The following is a 25,453-nucleotide window of genomic DNA, read 5'->3' as shown; positions in this document are numbered from 1 at the left end:
AGGAGCCTCACATGACCGCACATACTTCCGCCCTGGCCGTCGCCCCGGCCCTGTACCAGACCTGGCAACAACTGCGCGCCGAACAACCCGGCCTGCGCGCCCGCGACGCCGCCGCCAGACTGGGTGTCAGCGAAGCTGAACTGACCGCCAGCCGCCTGAGCACCGACACCGTGCGCCTGCGCCCGGAATGGAAAGAACTGCTGCCGGCACTGGGTGAACTGGGCACCATCATGGCGCTGACCCGCAACGAACATTGCGTGCACGAGCGCAAAGGCGTGTACAGCGAAGTGACCGTGATGGGCAGCGGCCAGATGGGCATGGTGCTGTCGCCGGACATCGACCTGCGTCTGTTCCTCAGCGGTTGGGCCAGCGTGTTCGCCGTCGATGAAACCACCCCGCGCGGCCCACAGCGCAGCATCCAGGTGTTCGACCGCCAGGGCCTGGCCGTGCACAAGGTCTACCTGACCGCCACCAGCTTCGATGCCGCCTGGGCGCCGCTGGTCGAGCGTTTCCGTGCTGAAGAACAAACAGCCGAGCTGGACCTGCAACCGCTGCCGCAAGCCAAGGCCCCGCGTGCCGATGGCGAAGTCGATGTGGACACCCTGCGCAGTGAATGGTCGCAGCTCAAGGACACCCACGACTTCTTCATGCTGCTCAAGCGCAATGACGTGGCGCGCACCCAGGCCCTGCGCCTGGCCGGTCACGAGTGGGCCGAACCTCTGGCCACCGTCGAGCTGACCCGCGTCATCGAAGAAGCGGGCAAGCGTGAAGTGCCGATCATGGTGTTCGTGGGCAACAAGCACTGCATCCAGATCCACTCCGGCCCCGTCAGCAACCTGCGCTGGATGGACACCTGGTTCAACGTACTCGACCCGATGTTCAACCTGCACCTGAAAACCACGGGCGTGACCGAACTGTGGCGTGTGCGCAAGCCGAGCGTCGATGGCATCATCACCAGCTATGAAGGTTTCGATGCCGAAGGCGAGCTGGTCATCCAGTTGTTCGGCGTGCGCAAGCCGGGCATCCCTGAGCGTGACGACTGGCGTGCCCTGGCTGAAACCGCCACCCCTCTGATCGGCTAAGGAATAGTCCCGATGCGTATGAAAACACTGCTGGCCTGTGCCAGCGTGCTCGTCAGCCAGATGGCCGTCGCCGATGCCCTGCCCCTGCGCTGGGTCAGTGCCGGCGGTGCATTCAGCGAATGGGTGGTGGCCCTGGGCGGCGAAAGCAGACTGGTGGGTGTCGACAGCACCAGCCAGTACCCGCAGTCGCTGCACAGCCTGCCGGGCGTCGGCTACCAGCGTGCGCTGGCGGCCGAAGGGATTCTGGCCCTGAAGCCGGACATTCTGGTGGGCAGCAACGAAATGGGCCCGCCACCGGTGCTGGAGCAACTCAAGGCCGCCGGCGTGCGTATTGAATTGCTCTCGGCCAAGGCCGACGTGCCGGCCCTGCAACACAACCTGACCGAGCTGGGACAACTGCTGGGTAAAGAAGCCGAGGCGCAATCGTTGATGAGCGATTACCTCAAGCGCCTGCAATCCCAGGCTGACTGGGTCAAGCTGGCGCAGCATCAGCAGCCGGCTCCCCGGGTGCTGATGCTGCTCAGCCACTCCGGTGGCAACCTGCAAGTGGCAGGCAAGGACACCTTGGCGGCCTGGATGATTGAGCAGGCCGGCGGCAAAAGCCTGGGTGAGCACAACGGCTACAAACCGGTCTCCATTGAAGCCATGTTGAGCCTGGATCCGCAGGTGATCATCTTTGCCGGTGGTCGCCTGGAGGGTGATGCCGCACGTAAAGCCCTGCTGGAACAGAACCCGATCCTGGCGCAAACCCAGGCCGGTCGTAACGGCCGGGTGGTGGTGATCGACCCGACGCTGCTGGTCGGTGGCCTTGGCCCGCGTGTACCGGACGCATTGGCGCGCCTTTCCACGGCGTTCTACCCGGACGCCACAGCGCAGACCGCCGGGATCAGCCAATGACGGCCATTTTTCGGCCGCGTCCGACGCTGATCTTTTTGCTGTTGTTGCTGGTGCTGGTATTCTGGCTGTCCCTGGCCCTCGGGCCGGTCAGCCTGCCGCTGGGCGATACTTTGCTGGCCGGGATGCGTCTGCTCGGGTTGCCGCTGGAAGGTGGCGACACGCAGCAGGCGGAGCTGATACTCGGGCAGATTCGCCTGCCGCGCAGTCTGCTCGGGATCGCCGTGGGTTCGGTACTGGCGTTGTCCGGCGTGGCGATGCAGGGGTTGTTCCGCAACCCCTTGGCCGATCCGGGCCTGGTCGGCGTGTCCGGCGGTGCGGCGCTCGGTGCCGCCCTGGCCATCGTCGGCGGCAGCCTGCTGGGTGGCTTGCCGCCGGCGATCGAACCCTACCTGCTGTCGGTGAGCGCCTTCGTCGGTGGCTTGATCGTCACGGCGGTGGTGTATCGCTTCGGTCGTCGCAACGGGCAAACCGACGTTGCCACCATGCTCCTGGCGGGCGTAGCGATGACGGCCATGGCCGGTGCCGGGGTCGGGCTGTTCACCTACCTGGCCGATGACGCGACCTTGCGCACCCTGACGTTCTGGAACCTGGGCAGCCTCAACGGCGCCAGTTACCCGCGCCTGTGGCCGTTGCTGATCGTCACCGTCGGCGTGGCGCTGTGGTTGCCTCGTCGCGCGGCGGCGCTCAATGCCATGCTGCTGGGTGAGTCGGAGGCCCGCCACCTGGGCTTCGACATCGAGCGGATCAAGCTTGAGCTGGTGTTGTGCACGGCGCTCGGCGTCGGCGCGGCGGTCGCTGCGGCCGGGCTGATCGGTTTTATCGGTCTGGTGGTGCCGCATCTGATGCGCTTGCTGGTGGGTCCGGATCACCGGGTGTTGCTGCCCGCGTCGTTGCTGGCCGGTGCCAGCCTACTGTTGCTGGCAGATCTGGCCGCTCGCTTGTTGTTGGCGCCGGCCGAATTGCCAATCGGCATCGTGACTGCACTGATCGGCGCTCCGTTCTTTCTATATCTGTTGGTGCGAGGGCGTTCCTGATGCTGCGGGCAAACAACTTGCTGGTACGTCGTGGCAACCGCACGGTACTGGCGAACATCGATATCGAGTTGCGCCCCGGTGAAGTGCTGGGTGTGCTGGGGCCCAATGGCGCCGGCAAAAGCACCCTGCTCGCGGCCTTGTGCGGCGAACTGGCGACCAGCGAAGGCAGGGTCAGCCTCGACGAGCGTCCACTCGCCGACTGGCCGGGTCAGGAACGGGCAAAACGCCTGGCCGTGCTGCCGCAGAGTTCGAGCCTGAACTTTGCCTTCTCGGTCAATGAAGTCGTGGGCATGGGTCGCTTGCCCCATGCCAGCGGCCGCGTGCGCGATGCCGAAATCGTCGCCGAGGCACTCAAAGCCGCCGACGCCCTTCATCTTGCCAGCCGCAGCTATCTGGCCCTGTCCGGCGGCGAACGCCAGCGCGTGCATCTGGCGCGGGTGCTCGCTCAGCTCTGGCCGGGTGCCGAAGGGCAAACCCTGCTGCTCGATGAACCGACGTCGATGCTCGATCCGCTGCACCAGCACACCATTTTGCAAGCCGTGTGCGACTTCGCCGAGCGTGGCGCGGCGGTGCTGGTGATCCTGCACGACCTCAACCTGGCCGCACGTTACTGCGATCAACTGCTGTTGTTGCAAGAGGGGCTGCCCCACGCCTACGGCCCACCGGCAGAGGTGCTGACCGCCGAGGCGCTGGCGGCAGTGTATGGGCTGGAAGTGCTGATTCACCAACACCCGGAACGCGGCCACCCGTTGATCATCGCGCGCTGATACCGCCCTCTCCTCTGTCATCGAGGGGGTAACTATCCAATAAGGAAAACCGATGCGCTTTCTGTTGCTCTGTGCATTCAGCCTGTTGGCTGCCTGCCAAACCACCCATCAGGTCACACCGCCCCCGGCGCCCATCGCTCCGCAAGGACGTGATCACGCAGACCTCGGGGTCATCCGCGAATTGGCTACCGGTCGCACGTTGACACCCCAGGAACTGGTCGAGCGCTTGGCCGCCGCGCCGCGCGTTCTGGTCGGAGAGCAGCACGACAACCCGGACCACCATGCCCTGCAATTGTGGTTGCTGCGCGAGCTGTCGGCACAACGGGCCCAGGGCAGCCTGCTGATGGAAATGCTCAATCCCGACCAACAGGCCAAAGTCGATGCCGCGCAAGCCGAGACCCGTGCCGGGCAGCCACCGACCGATGCGTTCAAGGCGCTGGCCTGGCAGGCCAATTGGGACTGGAGCGTCTATGGCGCACTTGTCACCTACGCGCTGCGGCAACCGTATCCACTGCTGGCGGCAAACCTGGACCGCGCACAGATCATGCAGATCTACAAGCAGCGCCCGGTGCTCACGGGGCAAGCGTCCACCACCCAACAGGTGCAGGCGACCTTGCTGGACGACATCCGCGAATCCCATTGCGGCCTGCTGCCCGAAGCCCAGATGCCAGCCATGCTCGCCGTGCAGCAACAGCGTGACCGGCGCATGGCCGAACGCCTGATGGCCGCGCCGACGCCTGCGTTGCTGCTGGCCGGTGCCTTCCATGTGCGCAAGGATCTGGGGGTGCCACTGCACCTGAAGGACCTCGGTGCCGGTGAAGGGAATGCGGTGCTGATCCTGGCCGAAGCGGGCAAGACCGTAACCGCCGAGAGTGCGGATTATGTGTGGTACACAGCCGCGCAACCGGAACAGGATCATTGCGCGAAGCTGCGTCGCTGAACCTGTGGCGAGGGGGCTTGCCCCCGTTGGACTGCGTAGCAGGCCTTCTTTTAGGGCTGCTGCGCAACCCAACGGGGGCAAGCCCCCTCGCCACAAGAGCACTCTCGGCCTAAGCAAACCCCACTCCGGCGCGACACTATGTCACGCCGCAGCAAAGGTCCAATGGTCGTATCCGCCCCTCCGGCACCGGCACAGTTTGTTAACATCCCCGCGATTTTTTCGTCTGTACAGTCATCACGCTGTCATTTCAGCCTGTTCAACAGGATGCTTTTTTCATGAGTACTTTGTATACCCGCCGGACTGTCCTGCAAGGCATGGGCCTGTTGAGCCTGGGCCTGCTCGCCGGTTGCGACGACAGCAGCAAGCTGTCGTTCAACTACGGCAAGGACCTCAGCGACAAGATCATGGGGCGTAACTTCAAGCTCAAGAACCCTGAGGGCGAAACCAGGATGCTGGGCAGCTATCGCGGCCTGATGCCGATGGTGTTCTTCGGTTTCACCCAGTGCCCGGCCGTGTGCCCGACCACCCTGGCCCGCGCCGCACAGGCCAAGAAACTGATGGGCCGCGATGGCGAAAGGCTGCAGGTGGTCTTCATCACCCTGGACCCTGAACGCGACACGCCAGAGTTGCTCGACAAGTACGTCAAGGCGTTCGACCCGAGTTTCGAAGCCCTGTACGGCACGCTTGAAGAAACCGCCGCCACCGCCAAGGAATTCGGCGTGTTCTTTGAAAAGGTCCCGAGCGGCGATACCTATACCCTCTCCCATACCGCGACCAGCTATGTCTTCGACTCCCGGGGCAATCTGCGCCTGGGACTGTCCGCGTCCCTGACGGCCAAAGAGTGCGCAGAAGACCTGCTCACCGTGATGGAGGTTTGCTGAAATGAATGCACCGCAGGCTAAAAACCGTTTCGCACAACGTTGCAAGCAACTGGCACTGGGCTTGTCCCTGGTCGGTCTCGCCCTTCAGGTATCGGCACAAACCCGGGTCGACGACGCCTGGGTCCGCGCCACCGTGGCCGGCCAGCCGTCGAGCGGCGCCTTCATGACCGTCACCGCCAGCGCCGACAGCAAACTGCTGAGTGTGCAAACGCCGGTTGCCAGGCTTGTGCAGATTCATGAAATGAGCATGAAAGACGACGTGATGAAGATGCAGCAGGTTCAGTCTGTCGCGCTGCCATCCGGTAAAGCGGTGAGCTTCGATCCCAACGGCTACCACATCATGCTCATGAACCTGACGGGCCAGATCAAGGAAGGCGACAAGGTGCCTCTGACCTTGACCGTCGAAAACGCCAAGGGCGAGAAAGAGTCGATTCAGGTTGAAGCCGTTGCCAAGGCGATTGGCACCATGGATCACAGCTCGATGATGCACGATCACAGCAAGATGAACTGATTGCTCCGTCAGTTAACACACAGAACCTTTGGGAGCGAGCCTTTCAGGTCTTGGCGAAATACCCAAGTCATTCGCCAAGACCTTTTCGTGCCGACTCAAACCAGCTTGAGCACCACGTTGATGTTGTTGCGCGTGGCTTTCGAGTACGGGCAGTACTGGTGCCCGGTGTCGACGATTTTTTGTGCGGTTTCACGGTCCAGCCCCGGCAGGCTGACATTGAGCCGCGCCTGCAGCAGGTAACCGCCTTCATTGGTGCCCAAATCAACCTCGGCATCGACGGCCACATCCTTGGGCAACGCCACTTTCATTTCCCTGGCCGCTACCTGCATGGCGCCGATGAAACAGGCTGACCACCCGGCAGCGAACAGTTGCTCGGGGTTAGTACCGCCACCGCCCGCGCCTGGCGACGAAAGCTTCACGTCGAGGATCCCGTCGGAGCTGCGGGACGCGCCGTCGCGCCCGCCGGTGGTGTGGGTTTGCGCGGTGTACAACACTTTATCGATCTGGCTCATGGTGACCTCCTGATTGAGTTGTAAGAAACCGGTTCTACACCCCATCGGGTCGCTGGGATGGTCAATCAATATAGACGTCGCAGCCCCGCACCGCGGTCGATCCGACCGGTGCCCGCTTTTTCTTTACTTACGCGCCAACTTGTACCTGACGCAGTCCTCATAAAAGCTCTGCCGTACAGCCGTCGGTTTGAACCGCGACGAACTGTCATAAGTTTGTTCTGTAATGCCCAGTGCCATCATTCGCATCCAGCTTTTGGCGAACTTGTAGGCTTGGATTTTCTGGCGTGCGGCGTACAAGGAAACACCCGATAGTTTGAGTTCCTGTGCCCTTGCAGCGGTACCTGCGCCCCAACTGCACATGTACTGATCTTTGGCGGCCAGTTCTTTTGCTTGAGCCGAACTGGCTATACCCGCAACTATTAGCGGGATTAACGCGATCCATATCTTGCGCATCTCGACCTATCTAACCAACTGAAAACCAAGTAATTTTGCAGAGAACCTTGAAACTTGTGGGCCAGCATCCTGCCTTTTCTGCAAATAAATGAAAAAGAGGGATGGGGGGGCGTCAATTTCTTGCGAGATTTCAAACCTTTGCTATAGCTAAGGTTCTCAATCGCCAACTAAGTGAGGCAACGGAATGTCAGTCGCAAAGAAAATGAGTGTGGGGCAACTGACAATGTTGACCGCCGTCAACATGTTGGGCTCAGGCATTGTGCTACTACCGACAAAACTCGCGGAAGTCGGTGCAATTTCGATCCTCTCCTGGCTGATAACTGCCACCGGCTCCCTCGCTCTGGCCTATGCCTTTGCGCGATGCGGGATGCTCAGCCGCAAGACCGGCGGCATGGGCGGTTATGCCGAATACACCTTCGGTAAAGCGGGTAACTACATCACCAACTACACCTACGGTCTGTCGCTGTTGATTGCCAACGTGGCGATCAGTATTACCGCGGTCGGCTATATCCAGGTGTTGTTCGGGATAAAACTCGATTCACTGCAAGTAGGCCTGGCCACTATTGCCCTGTTGTGGATCACCACTTTCGCCAACTTTGGCGGCGCCAGCATTACCGGCCGGATCGGTGCGATCACGGTCTGGGGTGTGATTGCACCGGTGGTATTGGTATCCACGGTGGGCTGGTTCTGGTTCGACAGCAGCGTTTACGCCGCTGGCTGGAACCCCCACGACAAAGGCTGGTTCGAAGCGGCAGGCGCCTCGGTGGCAATTACTCTGTGGGCCTTCCTCGGTCTGGAATCGGCTTGCGCCAACACCGACGCGGTGGAAAACCCTGAGCGCAACGTACCGATCGCGGTGCTGGGCGGCACCCTGGGTGCGGCGGTGATCTACATCGTCTCCACCAACGTTATCTTCGGTATCGTCGGCAACGAAGAACTGGTCGCGTCCACCGCGCCGTTCGGCCTGGTGTTCGCCAAGATGTTCACCCCGATGGTCGGCGACATCGTGATGGCGGCCATGGTGCTCGCCTGCATCGGTTCACTGCTGGGTTGGCAGTTCACGATTGCCCAGGTGTACAAGAGCTCGGCCGACACCGGCTACTTCCTGCCGATCTTTGCCAAGGGCAACAAGGCGGGAACACCCATTATCGGCATGCTGGTGCTGCTGGCGGCGCAGACCGCGCTGGCCCTGCTCACCATCAGTCCCGACCTGAGCAAGCAGTTCGACACCCTGGTCAACCTCGCGGTGGTGACCAACCTGGTGCCGTACATCCTGTCCATGGCTGCGTTGATGACCATGCAGAAAGTCTCCAACGTGCCGGAAAGCAAGGCGCTGGCGACCAACATCATTGCCTTGATCGCAGCGGCCTACAGCTACCTGGCGCTGTACAGCTCCGGTGAACAGGCGCTAATGCTGGGCGGCGTGGCCACCATCGCCGGCTACACCCTGTTCGGCTTCGTCAACAACCGCCTGATCCGCCTCGAAGCTCTCAACAACAGCGTACCGACGCAAACCGTCAGCGCGCAGCACCTCACTGCCGAGCCAGTGCCGGTCAACAACCTGAATTAACTCTGGAGGATCAATCATGACGGAATATAAACACTCGCTGGGCATGCTGGCGCTACTGGTCAGCAGTCCACCGGACAAGCGAACGGTATTTGGCCGCGCCCTGGATCAACTGGTCCACGACGTAGAGGGACGTGGTGTCAGCGTACTGGCCTCGGAAAGCCTCACCGATGCCGCCTCGATCCTGCGCTCGGACCCGGCCATTCAATGCGTGCTCATCCGGTGGGAAATGGACACCAGCGAAGGCCACGCCGACTGCACCAAATTGCTGGTCAAACTGCGCGAGCGCAACACGCGAGTGCCGGTGTTCCTGATCAGCGACCGCACCACCGCGTCGAGCATTCCGTTGCTGGTCATGCAACACGCCGACGACTTCATCTGGCTGCCCGAAGACACCTCCCGCTTCCTCAGCGGGCGCATCCTGGCGGCCATCGAACGCTATCGCCAGGCCGCCCTGCCGCCGATGTTCGGCGCGCTGGTGAAGTTTGCCCGCAACTATGAATACTCCTGGCACACCCCCGGCCATGCCGGCGGTACGGCATTCCTGAAGAGCACCGCAGGCCGGGCCTTCTACGAGTTCTTCGGCGAGAACCTGCTGCGTTCCGACCTGTCGATCTCGGTTGGCGAACTCGGTTCGCTGCTCGATCACAGCGGCCCTATCGGCCAGGGTGAACGCTATGCTGCCAAGGTCTTCGGCGCACACCGCACGTACTACGTGACCAATGGCTCGTCGATGTCCAACCGCGTCATCCTCATGGCCAGCGTCACGCGCAACCAGATCGCCCTGTGCGACCGCAATTGCCACAAGTCCGCCGAGCATGCGATGACCCTGTCCGGGGCGATTCCGACCTACCTGGTGCCGACCCGCAACCGCTACGGCATCATCGGCCCGATCCTGCCGCAGACCCTGAGCGCCGAAGGCGTGAAAGCCGCCATCGCCGCCAACCCGTTGGTCAAGCCAGGCATCGACCCGACGCCGGTGCACGCGATTGTCACCAACTCCACCTACGACGGCCTGACCTACAACGTCACCCGTGTCGAAGAGCTGCTGGGCGAAAGCGTGGACCGTCTGCACTTCGACGAAGCCTGGTACGGTTATGCGCGCTTCAACCCGCTGTACAGCGGACGCCATGCCATGCACGGCAACCCGGCCGATCACGACAAGTCCAAGCCGACCGTGTTCGCCACCCAATCGACCCACAAGTTGCTGGCCGCCCTGTCCCAGGCTTCGATGATCCATGTGCGTAACGGGCGTAACCCGATTGAACATGCGCGCTTCAACGAGTCGTACATGATGCACGCCTCGACCTCGCCGAACTACGCAATCATGGCGTCCTGCGACGTCAGCTCGGCGATGATGGAAGCACCGAGCGGGCAGATCCTCACCAACGAGTCGATCGAAGAAGCCATCAGCTTCCGCCAGGTTCTCTCGCGCATGCACAACGAGATGCTGAGCAAGGATGACTGGTTCTTTACCTGCTGGCAGCCGCCGACCGTACAGGTTGGCGCAGCGACTGTGCCGTTCCATGAGGTCGACCCGGCCACGCTGAAAACCGACCCGAACTGCTGGGTCCTGCACCCGAACGCGGTATGGCACGGCTTCGGCGACATCGAAGACGGCTACTGCATGCTCGACCCGATCAAGGTTTCGGTACTGGCCCCGGGCATGGGCGACGACGGCAACCTGCTCGCCAACGGCATCCCCGCCTGCGTGGTCACCGCGTACCTGGGCCGCCAGGGTATCGTGGTCGAGAAAACCACCGACTTCACCATCCTGTTCCTGTTCTCCATCGGCATCACCAAAGGCAAGTGGGGCACGCTGCTCAACGCCCTGCTCGACTTCAAGCGCGACTACGACGACAACGCCGAGCTCGAGCTGTGCCTGCCCGACCTGTACAACGCCAACCAGCATCGCTATGCCGGCATGGGCCTGAAGGATCTGGCCGACGAAATCTTCGCCGCCATGAAGAAACACAAGACCACCGCCAATATGTCCCAGGCCTTCGGCACCCTGCCAAAAGCCGAGTTCAGTCCGGTGGAGGCCTACGAAAAACTGGTGCGCAACGACATCGAACTGGTGACGCTCAACGAAGCCGCCGGGCGTCTTGCCGCGACCGGTATCGTGCCGTATCCGCCTGGCATCCCGCTGCTCATGCCGGGTGAGAACGCAGGACCTGCGGACGGTCCGTTGCTGGCGTATCTCAAGGCACTGGAAGCCTTCGACAAATCCTTCCCCGGCTTCACCCATGACACCCACGGGATCGAAGTCGAAGACGGCGTTTATCGGATGCTGGTCTTGAAGTGAGGTAAGCGAGACTTGTAGGAGCGAGCTTGCTCGCGAAGGCGTCGTGTCAGACAACATCAATGTTGGCTGCAAGATCGCTTTCGCGAGCAAGCCCGCTCCCACATTTTTAGATCGTCTTCACACCAAATCCCTATGGGCAAACTCAATCACAGCGCTCTATGATTGATCCCCATGACCACCACCGCTGCGATCCGCTCACCCTGCCCGCCCGGCGCCTGCGACTGCGGGCGTGACCCGTTGCTGGAAACACCAGGGGCGGACCTGCGCATTCTATTTCTGACCCGCACCGAAGAAAAACGCCTGATCGAACGCCTGGAGAATCTGCAGAGCCTGAGCGATCTTGAGCACGTGCAACGGCGCATGTTCGAGCAGTTGGGCATCCGCGTGAACATCGCCCCCGGTTTCAATGAAGTGCGCACCATGCGCGGCATCGGCATCCAGATTGGTGAACTGCCGGGGCTGTGCCGCAAGACCCGCGCCAACATTCCCGCCGCCATTCGCCGAGCCATGGAAAAGCGCCCGCAGATCGCCTACGAATTGCTCAATGCCAACGACCTGTTGCGTGACGCCTGATGAAACCTCTCCTCGAATTCCCCCTCACCGACGAGATTCTCACCTCGTTCGCCCTGGCCATCGGTGCCGACCTGCAGGGCTACCGCAACCACATTTACCGGGTGCTGAATTTCCATTGCGCCCTGCGCGGTGCCGAAGTCTTGCCCCCAGACGCCGTACAGATCGCGGCGGCGTTTCATGACCTGGGTATCTGGACCGATGACACCCTCGACTACCTGCCGCCGTCCATTGCCCTGGCCACCGAGTACCTCGACAACCAGCAACGAGCGGAACTGAAGGATGAAGTCAGCGCGTTGATACTTGAGCATCACAAGTTGCGCCGGTACCGCGGCGCCTACGCCGACAGTGTCGAACCCTTCCGCCAGGCCGATCTGGTGGACGTATCCCTGGGTCTGGTGCGTTTCGGCTTGCCCCGCAGCTTCATCAGAACCGTGCAGTCGACCTTTCCCGATCACGGTTTTCACTCGATGCTGATGAAGCTTTCAGCCCGGCAATTGCTCCGCTCGCCACTGCGCCCGCTGCCCATGTTGCGCTGGTGAAACAGGCGACTGTTACCCCCCTCGAAAATGCACCGGAACAGGATCAGCGGTCATACATGAATCGCGGGGCACTGCTATGCCTTCCTTGGGAGATTTTGCCGCAAGGCAGCCAGGACGGAACTGCAAACCCAAGCGCGGCCACGGCCCAGGCGCCAGCCCGGTGCGCGCATAAAAACCGGTGCCAATCCGCAACAGGAGATGGCCAATGTTATTCATCGTCAGTTGGACAATCAGCCCGGACAACCGTGATGCCGCAATCGCACGTTTTCTCAAGACCGGTGGCGCACCGCCCGCAGGCGTCACCATGCACGGGCGCTGGCATGCTGTAGGGAGCTCGGCCGGCTTCGGCATTGCCGAGGCGAGTGATCTGGTGCCGATTCAAAAATGGGTGCTGGAGTGGAACGACCTGATGAGCATGGACGTGCACGCCGCATTGACCGATGAGCAAATCGCGCCATTGCTGGCAGCCACTGCCGACCGGTAATGGCAAAGGGAGGGCGGCGAACATCGCTCGCCGCCCGACTTGAGCGACTGCTTTGCCGGAAAGCCATTTCGTAGAAAAGTGCCTGCAACACTAACTTTCTGACTATTCACTACTGGATATTTCACAATTCAAACCTACGCTCTTCGCGGGGGGTAACGCATTTCAACGACGGTTGGGGGCTCGTCTCGATGTACTCACGCTAGTACGCAGGAGCTCGATATGAACCGGACAATCTTATCCTCGATGTTTGCAGTCCCCCTTTTGCTGTCTGCAATGGCGTTTCCCGGTCAGGCCCTGGGCGCCGACAAGGCCCCCAACATTCTTGTGATCATGGGCGACGATATCGGCTGGTCGAATATCGGCGTCTACAACCAGGGCATGATGGCCGGCAGAACCCCCAACCTCGACCAACTGGCGAATGAAGGCATGCGTTTCACCGATTACTACGCCGAAGCCAGTTGCACCGCTGGACGCGCCAATTTCATCACCGGTGAACTGCCGATTCGTACGGGCATGACCACCGTCGGCCAGGCCGGCTCGCCCGTGGGGATTCCCGCCGAAGCCGTCACCATCGCGACCGCACTCAAGGCCATGGGTTATGCCACCGGCCAGTTCGGCAAGAACCACTTGGGCGACCTCAATCAGTTCCTGCCCACCGTCCATGGTTTCGACGAATTCTTCGGCTACCTCTATCACCTCGATGCCATGGAAGATCCGGCGCACCCCAATTATCCGAAGGAACTGCTGGACAGCGTCGGCCCACGCAACATGGTCCACAGCTGGGCCTCCACCACCGATGACACGACCGTGATGCCGCGCTGGGGCAAGGTGGGCAAGCAGAAAATCGAAGACGCCGGCACGCTCTATCCGGAGCGGATGAAAACCGTCGACGAGGAAATTCGCGACAAGGCCTTCTCTTTCATCGACAAGGCCAAACAGGACAACAAACCGTTCTTCGTCTGGCTCAACCCGACCCGCATGCACATCGTCACGCACCTGTCCGACAAGTACCAGGCCATGCGCAACTCGCAGAATGGCTGGTCGGAACAGGAAGCCGGCATGGCGCAGCTCGATGACATCGTCGGCGATGTCCTGGCGAAGCTGAAGAAAGACGGCATGGACGACAACACCATCGTGATTTTCACCACCGACAATGGTGCGGAAAACTTCACCTGGCCCGACGGCGGCACGACGCCGTTCGCCATGGGTAAAGGCACGGTCATGGAAGGTGGCTTCCGGGTGCCGGCGATCATTCGCTGGCCGGGCAAGGTGCCGGCCAACCAGGTCGCCAACGGCATCATGTCCGGCATGGACTGGTTTCCGACCCTGGTCGCGGCGGCGGGCAACCCGAACATCACCGCCGAATTGCTCAAAGGCAAACAATTGGGCGACACCACCTACAAAGTTCATCTGGACGGCTATGATCAAACTCCAATGATCACCGGAAAAGGTCCGTCGAACCGCCATGAAATCTTCTACTTTGGAGAGAGCGCCCTGGGTGCAGTGCGCATAGACGACTACAAATATCGCTTCATTGACCAGCCGGGTGGCTGGATGGGGGCTAAAGTTGCTGTGGACGTGCCGATCCTGACCAATCTTCGACTCGACCCGTTCGAGCGCATGGGCTGGCCGGAAAATCAGGCCGCACAGGGTTCGCAACAATACTTCGACTGGTTCAAGTTCCAATTCTGGCGTTTCGTGTTCGTCCAGCAACAGGTGGCCAAACTGGCAGAAACAGCGATCGAGTTCCCGCCAATGCAAAAAGGCGCGAGTTTCAACCTCGACTCGGTCAAAGCCAAGATCGCCGCAGCTCGGGCAGAGATGGCCAAGTAACAGCCGAATCCACGGGTGGCTGGTGCAGTCCACCCGTATTCGAAATGGACAATTGCTGAGGGATTTCAATGCCGACAAAAATAGCTACCCTGCCCGCCTCTGCGCTACTTGCCCTGTGCTGCCAGCAAGCCTGGGCCGGTGGCATCATGCTCTACGAAATCGGCACCGATAACACCGGCCTCGCCAACGCCGGTGCTGCCGCCCGTGCCCAAGGCCCCTCGACCATCGCCAGCAACCCCGCGGGCATGAGCTATCTGCCGGGCACGCAAATCACCGCCGGCTTGCAGGTCCTGTACGGCGAATTGAGCTTCGACCGCGACTCCGGCACCAACACCCCGGGCACCGGCAGTGGCAATGCCCTCGATCCGATGCCCGGCGGCAGCTTCTTCATCAGCCATGAACTGGACGAGCACTGGAGCGTCGGTTTCGGCCAGTACGGCGACTTCGGCCTGGCGGTCAATTACGACAACGACTGGTCCGGCCGCTACTTCGCGCAGAACGCCAGCCTGCTCGGTTTGTCGCTGGTGCCGAGTGTGGCTTATCGCTTCAACGAGCAGTGGTCGGTCGGCCTGGGCGTCAAGGCCATGTACGGCATGTTACAGGCAGACACTGCTATCGACCGCTCCCCTTTTGGCTTCACCGAGCGCTCGGATGGCCAGTACAAATACAAGGACAACGACTGGGGCTATGGCGCCAATGTCGGGGTGATCTACGCCCCGCAACCCGGTACGCGCATCGGCCTGACCTACACCAGTCAGGTCGACCTGGACTTCGAAGACAAGCTCGACGTCAAAGGCGACGGTCGGCTGCTCGAGCGCGTCAACAACACCAACACCGAACTCGACATGAAGGTGCCGCAAACGGTGACCCTGAGCCTGTTCCAGCAACTGGACCGGCAATGGGCGCTACTGGCCTCGGCCAACTGGCAGGACTGGTCCGAGTTCGGCGACGTCGCCATTGAGGTCGACACCACGGCCTTTGGTGCGCAATCGAAAACGATCGACGCCGGTTTCAAGGACACCTGGCACCTCTCCCTTGGCGCGCAATACCAGGCCACCGAGCAGTGGCTGTGGAATGCTGGTGTGGCCTACGACAGCAGCGCCGTCTCGGACAGCAACCGCACCGTCACCGTGCCCATGGGCGAGTCCTGGCGCATTGCAACGGGAGCCACCTATGCTCTGAACAAGGACACCGATGTCAACGTCAGTTGGGTCATGGCCTGGCTCGGTGACCAGCCGGTGGAGCAGACCAAGTCCGCATCGGGTACTCGAATTTCCGGTCAGTTCGACAATGCCTGGATACAAGTCCTGACCGGGAATATGACCTGGCGATTTTGATGTCTTGTAAACGAAAGAACGACGATTTCATCCAAGGAGTAAACACCACTATGAATCTGTCCCGAAAACTGCTGGTCGGCGCTACGCTGGCAAGTCTGTTGCTAGGCGGTTGCACCTCGAAAGTGACTGAGAAGGACCAATACTCAGGCTTCCTGTCCAACTACAACAACCTGCAGGAAGTCGAAACGCCGAGCGGTGGAACCGCGATGCGCTGGGTCAGCCCTTCGTGGAACCCGAATGCTTATGACACCGTGGTGTTCAACAAACTGGAGCTGTACCCGGCGCCCAAACCCGATGAGCGGGTCAACCAGCAGACGCTGACCGACATTCAGAACTACATGACCAGCAAGGCCAAGGCGTCGCTGGGTCAGAAGTACCGTGTAGTGTCGACCTCCTCAGCCGCTCCGGCGGGTTCCCGGCCCCTGATCATGCGCGCGGCGATTACCGGGGTGAACGCCGAGAACGAAGGCATGAAGTGGTATGAAGTGGTACCGATCGCAGCCGTTGTCGGCGCGACGCAGGCCGCAACCGGTCACCGCGACCAGGACACCACCCTGTTCATCGAAGCCGAGTTCGTCGACGCGAAGAGCAACCAGACCGTAGCCAAAGTGGTGCGCAAGGTGTTCGGCACCGAACTGAAAAACGAAAGCCAGCAGATTACCGCCAAGGACTTCAAGGCGGCGATCGACAAACTGGGTACCGACTTCCAGGCGTTCCTCAAGTAACACGCTCTTGTGGCGAGGGAGCTTGCTCCCTCGCCACCAGGGGTTCGTTCCTGACTCTTCCAGTCACTCCTTCATCCCCCCTCGTTTCTGCTGCCGAAGGCAATTTAGATCGCACCACCCTTGGCCTGCTGCTCCAGATGCAATTGCAACTGCGGGTCGATCTGCAACGCCGCGGCCAGTTCATCCAGATAGTTGCGTTCGGCGTCTTGCTGGTCGTCCACCAGCATCACGCTGGCCAGATACATCTCCGAGGCCATGGCTGGGTCAGTGGCCGACTGCGCGACGTCATAGGCATCCAGTGGCTTGGCGACCTCATCGTCCAGCCATTGCTGCAATTGCGGATCGTCGGTGTGACGGCCGATTTCAGTGCTGATCATCTGTTTCTCTGCGTCATCGATCCGGCCATCGGCCTTGGCCGCCGCGATCAATGCCCGCAGGATCCCATGGCTGTGTTCCTCGGCTTCCGGGCCGGCCAGCAAGTCCACGGTCCGTGGCGCTTCCTGCGGAGCCGACGCCTGGCTACGCTGCCAGGCCTGGTACGCCTGGAACGCCATCATGCCCAGGGACGCCAGCGCCGCATAATTAGTGCCGCCAGCGGAACGACTTTGCGGTGCACCGCCCATCGGCGAACCGCCGCCAAGCAAACCACCGAGCAAATCGCCCAACCCTGCGCCACTGCCGCCACCACCTGCACCCGCACCACCGCCCAACAAGCCGCCGAGCAATCCGCCCAGGTCGCCGAGCCCGCCCTGGGCCGACGCGCCACCGCCACCCCGTTGCGCCATCGAGCCTTGGCCGGCGCGCAGTAATTGTTCGAGCAGATCGCTGGTGTTCATGACGTTGTCCTCTTGAAGGGTGTTTATCCAGTCAGGCAACGATAGCCGCCGCAGACGAATGTGCCAGCACCGTTGGGCTGACCCGCCTGCGCTATCGCGGATCCGTCCGGGGTATTTTCTTGCGGCGCAGCTAAGATTCATGAGTGGTGAACCTTATTCCCGGATACCCGGTCGATACCTGCAACCCGACCCGGTTTGCCACCGCCCCGTACGCGGGGTGACAACTGGCTTGCTTCATTCACTGGAGAACGCCCCCGTGATTTCAACCCTGTACATCGCCAGGCTCAAAGCATGGGGCGCCCATGGTTTTACCGCCACTGGCGTGGTCACCGCTTTCCTCGCCACCCTGTCCCTGCTGGATAACCAGCCGACCCATTGCCTGCTGTGGCTGGGTGTCGCCCTGATCGTCGACGGACTGGACGGTGCGCTGGCACGCAAGGTCAACGTGCAGTCGGTGCTGCCAAGCTTCGATGGCTCGATCCTCGACCTGGTGATCGATTACCTGACGTACGTGTTTATCCCGGCACTGTTCATCTATCGCTACATCCCGTTGCCGGACTACACCTTACTGCTGAGCGTGTCGCTGATTCTGGTGTCATCGCTGTTCTGCTTCTGCAACGTCAACATGAAGAGCACCGACAACTACTTCCAGGGTTTCCCCGCCGCCTGGAACGTGGTCGCCCTGTGCCTGTACATCATCGCCCCGTCGCCATGGATCACCTTCGTTACGGTCATCGGCCTGGCGCTGCTGACCGTGACCCGGATGAAATTTCTGCACCCGTTTCGCGTGCGCCGGTTCATGCCGATCAACATTGCGGTGACGGCCATCTGGTTGCTGTGCAGCTTGTCGCTGGTGCTCAACCATCCGCTGATCAACCCGTTGGTAATGGGACTGTGGCTGCTGATGTCGGCGTACTTCCTGGGCATCTGCCTGTGGCGCACGGCGCTGGAGTGGTTCGACGAATCGAGGCGGAAGTAGCCATGGCGGTCCATATCGTTCAACTCGGATCACCCCGTCGGCCTGATGAAGGCTTGCGCCTGGGCACGGTACGCCGCCCTCCCCGTGGCGTACCGAAAACCGAATTCGCCCGTCGGGACTTTTATGATGTCTGGCAACCGCTGCTGTCGCCCAGCGCGGAGCTGGTGGCCGAGGCCAAGGCTGCACAAGATGCCAAGGCCTGGGAGGTGTTCCGGCGCAAGTTCAAAGCCGAGATGAGCCAGCCCGCTGCCAGTCAGATGCTGGATCTGCTGGCTGCGTTGTCCCATCAGACGTCTCTGGCCGTGGGCTGTTATTGCGAGGATGAAGCCCATTGTCATCGGTCGGTGTTGCGCGAGTTGCTGGAGGCGCGGGGGGCGAAGGTCATTTAGACGGCACCACCACTCCCCCTGTGGGAGCGAGCCTGCTCGCGATGGCGGTCTTTCAGTCACAGATGCTGTGGCTGATACACCGCTTTCGCGAGCAGGCTCGCTCCTACAGGGGGTTTTGCATTGTTATCGCTTAGCGCCGCGTGGTCACCACCTCCAGGTATTCACTCGGCACCACCAGTGACTTGTCGCCCGCCCGGTTCATCCGGTTGATCAGTTCGGTCAGGTCGGTCTCCAGAGCCTTGGCGCCATCCGCGGGCAGCGCGGCGAAGGCCTTGTGCACCGGCCCGTACCATTCGCGGAAGGTGTCGATGAAATGCGCCGCCGAGCGATAGCGGAAATTGAACGTGCGGCGTGTCACCTGAAGCAAGAATTCACGCTCGTCGAAATGCTCGTGCAACCAGGCTTCGGTGCCCCAGCGCGAGGGCGGATTCGCCCCCGGCGGCGGTGGCAGGTGCTGGCCCAGGGTCTTGAACATCTGGCCGACGAAACCTTCCGGGGTCCAGTTGGCCAGGCCGATCCGCCCGCCCGGGCGACAAACCCGCGCCAGTTCCGCGGCGGCCTTGGGCTGGTCCGGCGTGAACATCACGCCGAAGGTCGACAGCACGGCATCAAAACTGCCGTCGGCAAAGGGCAAGGCTTCGGCATCGGCGACCTGGAAGGAGACGTTGAAGCGTTCTGCCCGGGCCCGCTCTTCGCCGCGTTCGAGCAAGGCGGCGACATAGTCGGTGGACGTCACCTGGCAGCCACGGCGTGCCGCGGCGAGTGTCGCGTTGCCGTTGCCGGCGGCGACATCGAGCACGCGTTCATCGCACAGCAAGTCGCAGGCTTCGGCCAGTTGCTCGCCGACAATCTGCAGGGTGGTGCCGATCACGGCGTAGTCGCCGCTGGCCCAGGAGGCCATCTGGCGGTTTTTCAGGGCAGTCAGATCAATGGGTGTACTCATGGAAACGGTCTCTGGGTTGAAACACGAGTCGGGTCCGGTCGCGGTTACTCCGCCGTCGTCGGATCGATGATGTTCATGACCTGGGAAATGCGGTTGGCGGGAAAACCACTGATCCTGGCGTGCTCCTGGATCTGCTCCTCGTTCGGCGAGATGTACACGCAGTAGAGTTTGTCACCGGTGACATAGCTCTGCAGCCACTGCACCTCTGGCAACTCACGCAACGCCTGGCAGGACTTTAGCGAAGCGGCTTTCAAATCCCTTTCCGACAGACCTCCGGCGCCCTGGATCTCACGTTCGATGACGAACTTAGGCATGGCAACCTCTCTTTATTGTTGTGGATGGCAGGGCGGCACTCACCCTGTGATCAAACTATCGTCCTGACGGGCGCCGGCGTCCTGTCCGATCGTCGCCCAACCCTGCCCGATCGTCCGGAGATTCCACGTAGCGCGCAGGCGCGCTCACAATCAGGAACCTCCCACGGGGAAACCCCAATGGACGCTCTGTCACAGACCCTGCGCGTCGTGCACCTGGTTGGCGCGATCTTCATCAACGCCCGGTTCACCGCGCCCTGGTGCTACCAATCGCCCAGCGCCGATACGGCGGCGCCGTTCCTGGAGCCCGATGCGGAACAGGTGGTGATCTTTCACCTGATCACCGAGGGCGAGTGCTACGTGGAATTGGGCGATGACCCGCCGCTGCTGCTGAGTGCGGGCGACGTGGTGATCTTCCCCCAGGGCGATGCCCATCGCATGTGCTCACATCCCGGATTGCCCCCGGCCACGGGTGCGCGACTGGATGCGGTGCTGGCGCGCCGGCCCCGGCAATTGAGTTATGGCGGGGGTGGCGCGGTCACCCGGCTGGTGTGCGGTTACCTGGCGTGCGACACGCGCCTGGCGGGCATGTTGCTCAAGGGCTTGCCGGCGGTGGTGCGGGTCAATGTGCACGGTTCGGATGCTGGTATCTGGCTGGAATCCTCCGTGCGCTATGCCCTCGCCGAAGCCCGCTCGCCCCGCCCTGGCGGCGAAGGGGTATTGGCCAAACTGGCCGAAGTGCTGTTCATCGAAGTGTTGCGCCTGTACATGAACGAACAGGGCGAAGGCCGTACCGGCTGGCTGGCCGGTGTGCGCGACCGCATCGTCGGCGCCGCCCTCAACGCCTTGCACAAAAAGCCCTGCCACGCCTGGACGCTGGACGAACTGGCGCGCACCGCCAGCACCTCAAGATCGGTGTTGGCCGAACGCTTCCAGCAACTGGTGGGGGTGTCGCCGATGCAGTACCTGACGCAATGGCGCATGTTGCTCGCCGCCAACCTGTTACGCAGCAGCAACAGCTCATTGACGCGGATCGCCGAAGAAGTGGGCTACCAGACCGATACCGCCTTCAGCCGCGCCTTCCGCCGCGAGTACGGTGCGCCACCGGCGGCGTGGCGGCGCGGTCAGGAGAAAAAAACCATGGCCCACGAGGCAAGTCCCGTGAGCCATTGATCGAGCGGATTACGCCGCTGGCGCGCCGGCCTTGGCCTCCTCCAGCAACTGCTGGATCATCTTCTCCTGAGTGTCGTAGCTGCCTTCACCGAAGTGGGTGTAACGCACCTGCCCCTTGGCATCGATCAGGTAGTGCGCCGGCCAGTACTGGTTGTCGAAGTTGCGCCAGATCGCGTAGTTGTTGTCGATCGCCACGGGATAGGTGATGCCGTACTCCTTCACCTTGGCCCTGACGTTGTCGATGATGCGTTCAAAGCCGTATTCAGGTGTGTGCACACCGATCACCACCAGTCCGTCCTTTTCGTATTTCTTTGCCCAGTCCTTCACGTACGGCAGGGTGTGCTTGCAGTTGATGCAGTCGAAGGTCCAGAAGTCCACCAGCACCACTTTGCCTTTCAGGGCTTCGTTGCTCAGCGCGGGCGAGTTGAGCCAATCCACCGCGCCGGACAGCGACGGCATGGCGCCTTGGGCATCGCCCATGGTGCTGTCGGCCTTGACCTTGCTGACCAGGTAATCGACGACTTTCGGCACGGTTTCCAGCACGACTTTCTCCACACTGCTGACGCCTTCCGAGGAGGTGTTGACCAGCAGCAGGTCATTGGCCCCCGTTGCAATCACCGCCGCACCGGACAGCACCGCAACCCCGGCGCCACGGCGCAACCAGCCGGTGACCGGAATCGACGGTTTCAAGCGATTGACCAGGCCGCGACCGGCAAAGATCAGGGTGCCCAGGGACAACGCACTGCCGGCGCCATAGGCCACCAGCAACAGACTGGTGCCCGCGTTCGCGCCTTGCAGCATGGCGCTGGTGAGTATCACCCCGAGGATCGGCCCGGCGCAGGGTGCCCAGAGCAGCCCGGTGGCGACACCGATCATGATCGACGCCAGCGGCCCGGACATCTTGCGCGAGTTCGGGTCGAGGCGATTGCCCAGCAGCACGAAGGGCCGCGCCAGCCAGTCACCGACCCGGGCGGAAATCAGCGACAGGGCGAACAGTACCATCACCACCAGCGCGATGTGGCGGCCGGTGTTGCTGGCCTGGATCACCCACTCACTGCTGACCACGGCCAGGCTGGCGACCAGGGCAAAGGTCAGGACCATGCCGCCGAGGGTCAGCAGGATCGAGGAGCGTGTGCGGTCGGCTCCGGCAAACAGGAATGGCACGACCGGTAGGATGCACGGGCTGAGGACGGTCAATATGCCGCCCAGGAAAGCGATGAGTAACATGGGATCACCTAATACAGGTTAGTGGGCGACACATCACCACTGTAGGAGCGAGCCTGCTCGCGATGGCGTCCGGTCAGGCGATACATCGTTGACTGAACCATCGCTATCGCGAGCAGGCTCGCTCCTACAGTGGATCTGGGGTGTTCTCAAGCCGTCTGCTCATCCAGCAACTGCCCCTGCGGTGTGCGGCTGGAACCGTCCTGCGCCAGGAAGCCCTGGGTGCCCTTCTCCGCCACCGGCGTGAGCTGGAAGCAGGTGTTGCTGGCGCAGGCGCTTCGATCCACAGCAGCGTTGGCGTGGGCAGCGGCGCCGGCGACGGAGAAGGCAATGGCGGTCAAGAATCGGCTGACGTTGTTCATGGTTTTCTTCCTGGCTTCAAATGGGATGTGTAATGGCTGATCGCAACACTCAGTTTTCCGAGTTGCAGTTGTCAGCCAACTTGCTGTAACCCAGCACCTGAGTCCTGGACTGAGAGTCGAGGTACGTCAGTTGCGCATTCACCACGCCACAGGCAGGCGAAGCGTCCTCGCTAAGCGACACCACTTTCCTGATGTCAAGTTGGGTGCCGTAGGTGTAGGTTTTGGGGGCGACATCAGCTTCGGCACGGGCCGACAAGGTGCAGATGTTCAGGGCGGCAAACAGGCAGGCGGCGTAGATGGCCTTGGTGTTCATGGCGAGTTCCTCAAGGTTTCAACAGGTCGATCGTTGGTTGATCCGAGGCGCTCTGGCTTGCCTCGATGGAACCTATTAAAAGCCTGGGAGGTATCTCGTCTGTGTCGGGAATCGGCGTGAATCAATCGCTGCGTATCAGAGCGGCGCCTGGATACACAGGCATACAAAACCGCTGGAAATCGGCTTTTTTGCCTTCGTGTGTATCCGCAGGCAAGCCAGATACACTGCAATACAAAGGGCGGCAGGCGAGCCCGCCCAGGCTCGATAGACTGTGTGGCATTCCCCATTTACCAGAGGTTTGGCCCAATGGACCACGTTGATCACATCCTCATCGTTGACGATGACCGCGAAATCCGCGAACTGGTTGGCAACTACCTGAAGAAGAACGGCCTGCGCACCACGGTCGTGGCGGATGGACGGCAGATGCGCGCGTTTCTGGAAACCACTCCGGTGGACCTGATCGTGCTGGACATCATGATGCCGGGGGACGATGGCCTGGTGCTCTGCCGCGAATTGCGCGCCGGCAAGCACAAGGCCACGCCAGTGCTGATGCTCACCGCCCGCAACGATGAAACCGATCGTATCCTCGGCCTGGAAATGGGCGCCGACGACTACCTGGTCAAGCCATTCGCCGCCCGTGAGCTGCTGGCGCGGATCAACGCGGTGCTGCGACGCACGCGCATGCTGCCGCCAAACCTGGTGGTGACCGAAGCCAGCCGGCTGTTGGCCTTCGGCCGTTGGCGCCTGGACACCTCGGCCCGTCACCTGCTGGATGAAGACGGCACCATGGTGGCCCTGAGCGGTGCCGAATATCGATTGCTGCGGGTGTTTCTCGACCATCCGCAACGGGTGCTCAACCGCGATCAATTGCTCAACCTGACCCAGGGCCGCGACGCCGACCTGTTCGACCGTTCCATCGACCTGTTGGTCAGTCGCCTGCGCCAGCGCTTGCTCGACGACGCCCGTGAACCGGCCTACATCAAGACCGTGCGCAGCGAAGGCTATGTGTTTTCCCTGCCGGTGGAAATCCTGGGCGATCAATCATGACCCTGGCGCTGCATTGGCCGCGGACCCTGGCCTCGCGGCTGTCGCTGATTTTCCTGATCGGCCTGATCCTCGCCCAGGCGCTGTCCTTCGGCGCGCAGTACTACGAACGCTACGAGTCCTCGAAAAACACCATGCTCGGCAACCTGGAAACCGACGTTTCCACCTCCGTTGCCATCCTCGACCGCTTGCCCGCCGATGAGCGAGCCGCTTGGCTCAAACAACTGGAGCGGCGCAATTACAGCTACATGCTCAATGAGGGCTCGCCGGGCACGCCCATCCGCACCGACATGCCCGATGCGCCCATTGCCATTGCCTCGATCAAGGACGCCATCGGCCACGATTACCCGATGACCTTCACCGACATTCCCGGGCCGAAAAAACATTTTCAAGTCCACTTGAACCTGGCGGATGGCAGCCCCCTGACCATCGACGTTCGCCCGGCGATGGTGCCGTTGTCGCCCTGGCTGCCCATCGTGTTGCTCGGACAATTGGCGTTGATGCTGGCCTGCTCCTGGCTGGCGGTCAGAATCGCCATCCGCCCCCTCACCCGCCTCGCCGGTGCCGTCGAAACCCTGGACCCCAACGCGCACCCAGTACTCCTGGACGAAAAAGGCCCGACCGAAGTCGCCCACGCCGCCAAGGCCTTCAACTCGATGCAGGCACGCATCGCGGCGTACCTGAAGGAACGCATGCAGCTGCTCGCGGCAATCTCCCACGACCTGCAAACCCCGATCACCCGCATGAAACTGCGCGCAGAGTTCATGGACGACTCCAGCGAAAAAGACAAACTGTGGAACGACCTGGACGAGATGGAACACCTGGTGCGCGAAGGCGTGGCCTACGCCCGCAGCATCCACGGCGCCACCGAAGAAAGCCGCCGCACCGACCTCGACTCGTTCCTCGACAGCCTGGTGTTCGACTATCAGGACGTGGGCAAGGACGTTCAACTCACTGGCAAGAGCGCAGCCGTCATCGACACCCGCCCCCACGCCTTGCGCCGGGTGCTGGTCAACCTGACGGACAACGCATTGAAGTTTGCCGGTGCAGCTGAATTGCAGGTGGAAAAACGGGCCGATGGCAACCTGTCGATCAGGATCCTCGACCGTGGTCCGGGGATCGCCGAGGAAGAACTCAAGCAAGTGATGGAACCGTTCTACCGCGTGGAAAACTCCCGCAATCGCAGCACCGGCGGTACCGGGTTGGGGTTGGCGATTGCACAGCAATTGGCGATCGCAATTGGTGGGGCGTTGATCCTGAGCAATCGTGAGGGTGGCGGGTTGTGTGCGGAGCTGAGATTGCCGGGGTAGGAGGGATTGGCTTTGGGGGAGAGGATGGTGGACAAGGCGTAGAACATGGTTGGCTGGGAGGCCGCCATCGCTGGCAAGGAACCCGGCAGACCCGAAAGTCTCCCGCGCACAGCCGCCATAACGCAAAAC

The 25,453-nt window shown here is 61.7% G+C and carries 28 protein-coding genes; 20 read left to right on the top strand and 8 right to left on the bottom strand.

The features are described from left to right. The first annotated feature begins 11 nt into the window (after window positions 1–11). The 7 genes from AC3IX1_RS11290 to AC3IX1_RS11260 all read left to right on the top strand — a co-directional run bounded on the left by AC3IX1_RS11290 (window position 12) and on the right by AC3IX1_RS11260 (window position 6,112). Window positions 12–1,082: a hemin-degrading factor gene (locus AC3IX1_RS11290; RefSeq protein WP_489388228.1), complete on the top strand. Its 1,071-nt coding sequence runs from the start codon at window positions 12–14 to the stop codon at window positions 1,080–1,082. Between the two features lie 12 nt (window positions 1,083–1,094). Beyond that, on the top strand, window positions 1,095–1,979 hold the full coding sequence (locus tag AC3IX1_RS11285) for a heme/hemin ABC transporter substrate-binding protein (RefSeq protein WP_489388227.1): 885 nt from the start codon (window positions 1,095–1,097) through the stop codon (window positions 1,977–1,979). Between the two features lie 50 nt (window positions 1,980–2,029). Then, window positions 2,030–3,013, top strand: a complete 984-nt coding sequence (locus AC3IX1_RS11280; protein ID WP_489388717.1) for a FecCD family ABC transporter permease — start codon at window positions 2,030–2,032, stop codon at window positions 3,011–3,013. Then, complete coding sequence (locus tag AC3IX1_RS11275; RefSeq protein WP_489388226.1) at window positions 3,013–3,780, top strand: heme ABC transporter ATP-binding protein; 768 nt, start codon at window positions 3,013–3,015, stop codon at window positions 3,778–3,780. Before AC3IX1_RS11280 ends, AC3IX1_RS11275 begins: the two co-directional genes overlap by 1 nt. Before the next feature lie 52 nt (window positions 3,781–3,832). Continuing rightward, a complete protein-coding gene (locus tag AC3IX1_RS11270; RefSeq protein ID WP_489388225.1) occupies window positions 3,833–4,720 on the top strand; it encodes a ChaN family lipoprotein in 888 nt (295 codons plus the stop codon). 275 nt (window positions 4,721–4,995) lie between these two features. Further along, complete coding sequence (locus AC3IX1_RS11265; RefSeq protein WP_056723114.1) at window positions 4,996–5,601, top strand: SCO family protein; 606 nt, start codon at window positions 4,996–4,998, stop codon at window positions 5,599–5,601. A gap of 1 nt (window position 5,602) precedes the next feature. Next, window positions 5,603–6,112 carry a copper chaperone PCu(A)C gene (locus AC3IX1_RS11260; RefSeq protein WP_489388224.1) on the top strand — a complete coding sequence of 170 codons (510 nt, stop codon included), beginning with the start codon at window positions 5,603–5,605 and terminating at the stop codon, window positions 6,110–6,112. A 95-nt stretch (window positions 6,113–6,207) separates the two neighbouring features. On the opposite strand, the gene AC3IX1_RS11255 is transcribed toward AC3IX1_RS11260, so the two are convergent. Both AC3IX1_RS11255 and AC3IX1_RS11250 read right to left on the bottom strand, forming a co-directional pair. Further along, window positions 6,208–6,624 carry an organic hydroperoxide resistance protein gene (locus AC3IX1_RS11255; RefSeq protein WP_046040328.1) on the bottom strand — a complete coding sequence of 139 codons (417 nt, stop codon included), beginning with the start codon at window positions 6,622–6,624 and terminating at the stop codon, window positions 6,208–6,210. Window positions 6,625–6,747: 123 nt separating this feature from the next. Further along, complete coding sequence (locus AC3IX1_RS11250) at window positions 6,748–7,077, bottom strand: hypothetical protein (protein ID WP_489388223.1); 330 nt, start codon at window positions 7,075–7,077, stop codon at window positions 6,748–6,750. A gap of 184 nt (window positions 7,078–7,261) precedes the next feature. Between AC3IX1_RS11250 and potE the strand changes: the two genes are divergently transcribed. The 8 genes from potE (at window position 7,262) to AC3IX1_RS11210 (ending at window position 16,440) form a co-directional block, all read left to right on the top strand. Then, window positions 7,262–8,647 carry a putrescine-ornithine antiporter gene (gene potE / locus AC3IX1_RS11245; RefSeq protein WP_489388222.1) on the top strand — a complete coding sequence of 462 codons (1,386 nt, stop codon included), beginning with the start codon at window positions 7,262–7,264 and terminating at the stop codon, window positions 8,645–8,647. Between the two features lie 16 nt (window positions 8,648–8,663). Beyond that, the gene (locus AC3IX1_RS11240; RefSeq protein ID WP_489388221.1) at window positions 8,664–10,949 is read left to right on the top strand and encodes an Orn/Lys/Arg family decarboxylase; all 2,286 of its coding nucleotides are present in this window, start codon (window positions 8,664–8,666) and stop codon (window positions 10,947–10,949) included. 171 nt (window positions 10,950–11,120) lie between these two features. Next, on the top strand, window positions 11,121–11,522 hold the full coding sequence (locus AC3IX1_RS11235; RefSeq protein ID WP_489388220.1) for a hypothetical protein: 402 nt from the start codon (window positions 11,121–11,123) through the stop codon (window positions 11,520–11,522). Then, entirely contained in the window at window positions 11,522–12,061 is a 540-nt protein-coding gene (locus AC3IX1_RS11230) for a phosphohydrolase (RefSeq protein ID WP_489388219.1), read from the top strand. The genes AC3IX1_RS11235 and AC3IX1_RS11230 overlap by 1 nt, the downstream gene beginning before the upstream one ends. A 205-nt stretch (window positions 12,062–12,266) precedes the next feature. Beyond that, the gene (locus AC3IX1_RS11225) at window positions 12,267–12,545 is read left to right on the top strand and encodes a DUF3303 domain-containing protein (protein ID WP_057398488.1); all 279 of its coding nucleotides are present in this window, start codon (window positions 12,267–12,269) and stop codon (window positions 12,543–12,545) included. Between the two features lie 219 nt (window positions 12,546–12,764). Next, window positions 12,765–14,378, top strand: coding sequence for an arylsulfatase (locus tag AC3IX1_RS11220; RefSeq protein WP_489388218.1), 1,614 nt, complete (start codon window positions 12,765–12,767; stop codon window positions 14,376–14,378). A 68-nt stretch (window positions 14,379–14,446) separates the two neighbouring features. Continuing rightward, entirely contained in the window at window positions 14,447–15,715 is a 1,269-nt protein-coding gene (locus tag AC3IX1_RS11215; RefSeq protein WP_489388217.1) for an OmpP1/FadL family transporter, read from the top strand. A gap of 50 nt (window positions 15,716–15,765) precedes the next feature. After that, complete coding sequence (locus AC3IX1_RS11210; protein WP_489388216.1) at window positions 15,766–16,440, top strand: DUF3313 domain-containing protein; 675 nt, start codon at window positions 15,766–15,768, stop codon at window positions 16,438–16,440. A 104-nt stretch (window positions 16,441–16,544) separates the two neighbouring features. Here AC3IX1_RS11210 and AC3IX1_RS11205 read toward each other — a convergent pair whose 3' ends face one another. Further along, on the bottom strand, window positions 16,545–17,276 hold the full coding sequence (locus AC3IX1_RS11205; RefSeq protein ID WP_489388215.1) for a tellurite resistance TerB family protein: 732 nt from the start codon (window positions 17,274–17,276) through the stop codon (window positions 16,545–16,547). Between the two features lie 256 nt (window positions 17,277–17,532). On the opposite strand from AC3IX1_RS11205, the gene pcsA reads away from it, so the two are divergent. Continuing rightward, window positions 17,533–18,255 (top strand): phosphatidylcholine synthase, encoded by a 723-nt coding sequence (gene pcsA / locus AC3IX1_RS11200; protein ID WP_489388214.1) that lies wholly within the window; start codon window positions 17,533–17,535, stop codon window positions 18,253–18,255. A gap of 2 nt (window positions 18,256–18,257) precedes the next feature. Beyond that, a complete protein-coding gene (locus AC3IX1_RS11195; protein WP_489388213.1) occupies window positions 18,258–18,644 on the top strand; it encodes a DUF488 domain-containing protein in 387 nt (128 codons plus the stop codon). A 130-nt stretch (window positions 18,645–18,774) separates the two neighbouring features. On the opposite strand, the gene AC3IX1_RS11190 is transcribed toward AC3IX1_RS11195, so the two are convergent. After that, the gene (locus AC3IX1_RS11190; RefSeq protein WP_489388212.1) at window positions 18,775–19,587 is read right to left on the bottom strand and encodes a class I SAM-dependent methyltransferase; all 813 of its coding nucleotides are present in this window, start codon (window positions 19,585–19,587) and stop codon (window positions 18,775–18,777) included. A gap of 44 nt (window positions 19,588–19,631) precedes the next feature. Then, window positions 19,632–19,901 (bottom strand): DUF4242 domain-containing protein, encoded by a 270-nt coding sequence (locus AC3IX1_RS11185; protein WP_046040306.1) that lies wholly within the window; start codon window positions 19,899–19,901, stop codon window positions 19,632–19,634. Window positions 19,902–20,078: 177 nt separating this feature from the next. On the opposite strand from AC3IX1_RS11185, the gene AC3IX1_RS11180 reads away from it, so the two are divergent. Further along, complete coding sequence (locus tag AC3IX1_RS11180; protein WP_489388211.1) at window positions 20,079–21,071, top strand: AraC family transcriptional regulator; 993 nt, start codon at window positions 20,079–20,081, stop codon at window positions 21,069–21,071. Between the two features lie 9 nt (window positions 21,072–21,080). Here AC3IX1_RS11180 and AC3IX1_RS11175 read toward each other — a convergent pair whose 3' ends face one another. From AC3IX1_RS11175 to AC3IX1_RS11165, 3 genes are all read right to left on the bottom strand, one after another. Then, window positions 21,081–22,298, bottom strand: a complete 1,218-nt coding sequence (locus AC3IX1_RS11175; protein WP_489388210.1) for a cytochrome c biogenesis protein DipZ — start codon at window positions 22,296–22,298, stop codon at window positions 21,081–21,083. A gap of 146 nt (window positions 22,299–22,444) precedes the next feature. After that, on the bottom strand, window positions 22,445–22,657 hold the full coding sequence (locus AC3IX1_RS11170) for a hypothetical protein (RefSeq protein WP_489388209.1): 213 nt from the start codon (window positions 22,655–22,657) through the stop codon (window positions 22,445–22,447). A gap of 49 nt (window positions 22,658–22,706) precedes the next feature. Further along, complete coding sequence (locus AC3IX1_RS11165; protein WP_489388208.1) at window positions 22,707–22,970, bottom strand: DUF2790 domain-containing protein; 264 nt, start codon at window positions 22,968–22,970, stop codon at window positions 22,707–22,709. A gap of 306 nt (window positions 22,971–23,276) precedes the next feature. Here AC3IX1_RS11165 and AC3IX1_RS11160 point away from each other — a divergent pair, with 306 nt between their 5' ends. Both AC3IX1_RS11160 and AC3IX1_RS11155 read left to right on the top strand, forming a co-directional pair. Then, window positions 23,277–24,017, top strand: a complete 741-nt coding sequence (locus tag AC3IX1_RS11160; RefSeq protein WP_095946382.1) for a response regulator — start codon at window positions 23,277–23,279, stop codon at window positions 24,015–24,017. After that, the gene (locus tag AC3IX1_RS11155) at window positions 24,014–25,324 is read left to right on the top strand and encodes an ATP-binding protein (RefSeq protein ID WP_489388207.1); all 1,311 of its coding nucleotides are present in this window, start codon (window positions 24,014–24,016) and stop codon (window positions 25,322–25,324) included. The genes AC3IX1_RS11160 and AC3IX1_RS11155 overlap by 4 nt, the downstream gene beginning before the upstream one ends. The last annotated feature ends 129 nt before the right edge of the window (window positions 25,325–25,453 follow it).

The sequence above is a fragment of the Pseudomonas sp. KH_046_2 genome, assembly GCF_057838985.1.
Note: the sequence above shows the minus strand (reverse complement) of the source record. Positions and strands in the feature narration are given on the sequence as shown.

Bases quoted from the DNA above. Each gene is read 5' to 3' on its own strand.
- AC3IX1_RS11275 (WP_489388226.1), top strand. From the start codon at position 3,013: ATGCTGCGGGCAAACAACTTGCTGGTACGTCGTGGCAACCGCACGGTA.
- AC3IX1_RS11225 (WP_057398488.1), top strand. From the start codon at position 12,267: ATGTTATTCATCGTCAGTTGGACAATCAGCCCGGACAACCGTGATGCC.
- AC3IX1_RS11260 (WP_489388224.1), top strand. From the start codon at position 5,603: ATGAATGCACCGCAGGCTAAAAACCGTTTCGCACAACGTTGCAAGCAA.
- AC3IX1_RS11190 (WP_489388212.1), bottom strand. From the start codon at position 19,587: ATGAGTACACCCATTGATCTGACTGCCCTGAAAAACCGCCAGATGGCC.
- potE (WP_489388222.1), top strand. From the start codon at position 7,262: ATGTCAGTCGCAAAGAAAATGAGTGTGGGGCAACTGACAATGTTGACC.
- AC3IX1_RS11255 (WP_046040328.1), bottom strand. From the start codon at position 6,624: ATGAGCCAGATCGATAAAGTGTTGTACACCGCGCAAACCCACACCACC.
- AC3IX1_RS11155 (WP_489388207.1), top strand. From the start codon at position 24,014: ATGACCCTGGCGCTGCATTGGCCGCGGACCCTGGCCTCGCGGCTGTCG.
- AC3IX1_RS11265 (WP_056723114.1), top strand. From the start codon at position 4,996: ATGAGTACTTTGTATACCCGCCGGACTGTCCTGCAAGGCATGGGCCTG.
- AC3IX1_RS11180 (WP_489388211.1), top strand. From the start codon at position 20,079: ATGGACGCTCTGTCACAGACCCTGCGCGTCGTGCACCTGGTTGGCGCG.
- AC3IX1_RS11195 (WP_489388213.1), top strand. From the start codon at position 18,258: ATGGCGGTCCATATCGTTCAACTCGGATCACCCCGTCGGCCTGATGAA.
- AC3IX1_RS11235 (WP_489388220.1), top strand. From the start codon at position 11,121: ATGACCACCACCGCTGCGATCCGCTCACCCTGCCCGCCCGGCGCCTGC.
- AC3IX1_RS11175 (WP_489388210.1), bottom strand. From the start codon at position 22,298: ATGTTACTCATCGCTTTCCTGGGCGGCATATTGACCGTCCTCAGCCCG.
- AC3IX1_RS11270 (WP_489388225.1), top strand. From the start codon at position 3,833: ATGCGCTTTCTGTTGCTCTGTGCATTCAGCCTGTTGGCTGCCTGCCAA.
- AC3IX1_RS11240 (WP_489388221.1), top strand. From the start codon at position 8,664: ATGACGGAATATAAACACTCGCTGGGCATGCTGGCGCTACTGGTCAGC.
- AC3IX1_RS11230 (WP_489388219.1), top strand. From the start codon at position 11,522: ATGAAACCTCTCCTCGAATTCCCCCTCACCGACGAGATTCTCACCTCG.
- AC3IX1_RS11185 (WP_046040306.1), bottom strand. From the start codon at position 19,901: ATGCCTAAGTTCGTCATCGAACGTGAGATCCAGGGCGCCGGAGGTCTG.
- AC3IX1_RS11215 (WP_489388217.1), top strand. From the start codon at position 14,447: ATGCCGACAAAAATAGCTACCCTGCCCGCCTCTGCGCTACTTGCCCTG.
- AC3IX1_RS11285 (WP_489388227.1), top strand. From the start codon at position 1,095: ATGCGTATGAAAACACTGCTGGCCTGTGCCAGCGTGCTCGTCAGCCAG.
- AC3IX1_RS11250 (WP_489388223.1), bottom strand. From the start codon at position 7,077: ATGCGCAAGATATGGATCGCGTTAATCCCGCTAATAGTTGCGGGTATA.
- AC3IX1_RS11170 (WP_489388209.1), bottom strand. From the start codon at position 22,657: ATGAACAACGTCAGCCGATTCTTGACCGCCATTGCCTTCTCCGTCGCC.
- AC3IX1_RS11220 (WP_489388218.1), top strand. From the start codon at position 12,765: ATGAACCGGACAATCTTATCCTCGATGTTTGCAGTCCCCCTTTTGCTG.
- AC3IX1_RS11205 (WP_489388215.1), bottom strand. From the start codon at position 17,276: ATGAACACCAGCGATCTGCTCGAACAATTACTGCGCGCCGGCCAAGGC.
- AC3IX1_RS11165 (WP_489388208.1), bottom strand. From the start codon at position 22,970: ATGAACACCAAGGCCATCTACGCCGCCTGCCTGTTTGCCGCCCTGAAC.
- AC3IX1_RS11160 (WP_095946382.1), top strand. From the start codon at position 23,277: ATGGACCACGTTGATCACATCCTCATCGTTGACGATGACCGCGAAATC.
- AC3IX1_RS11290 (WP_489388228.1), top strand. From the start codon at position 12: ATGACCGCACATACTTCCGCCCTGGCCGTCGCCCCGGCCCTGTACCAG.
- AC3IX1_RS11210 (WP_489388216.1), top strand. From the start codon at position 15,766: ATGAATCTGTCCCGAAAACTGCTGGTCGGCGCTACGCTGGCAAGTCTG.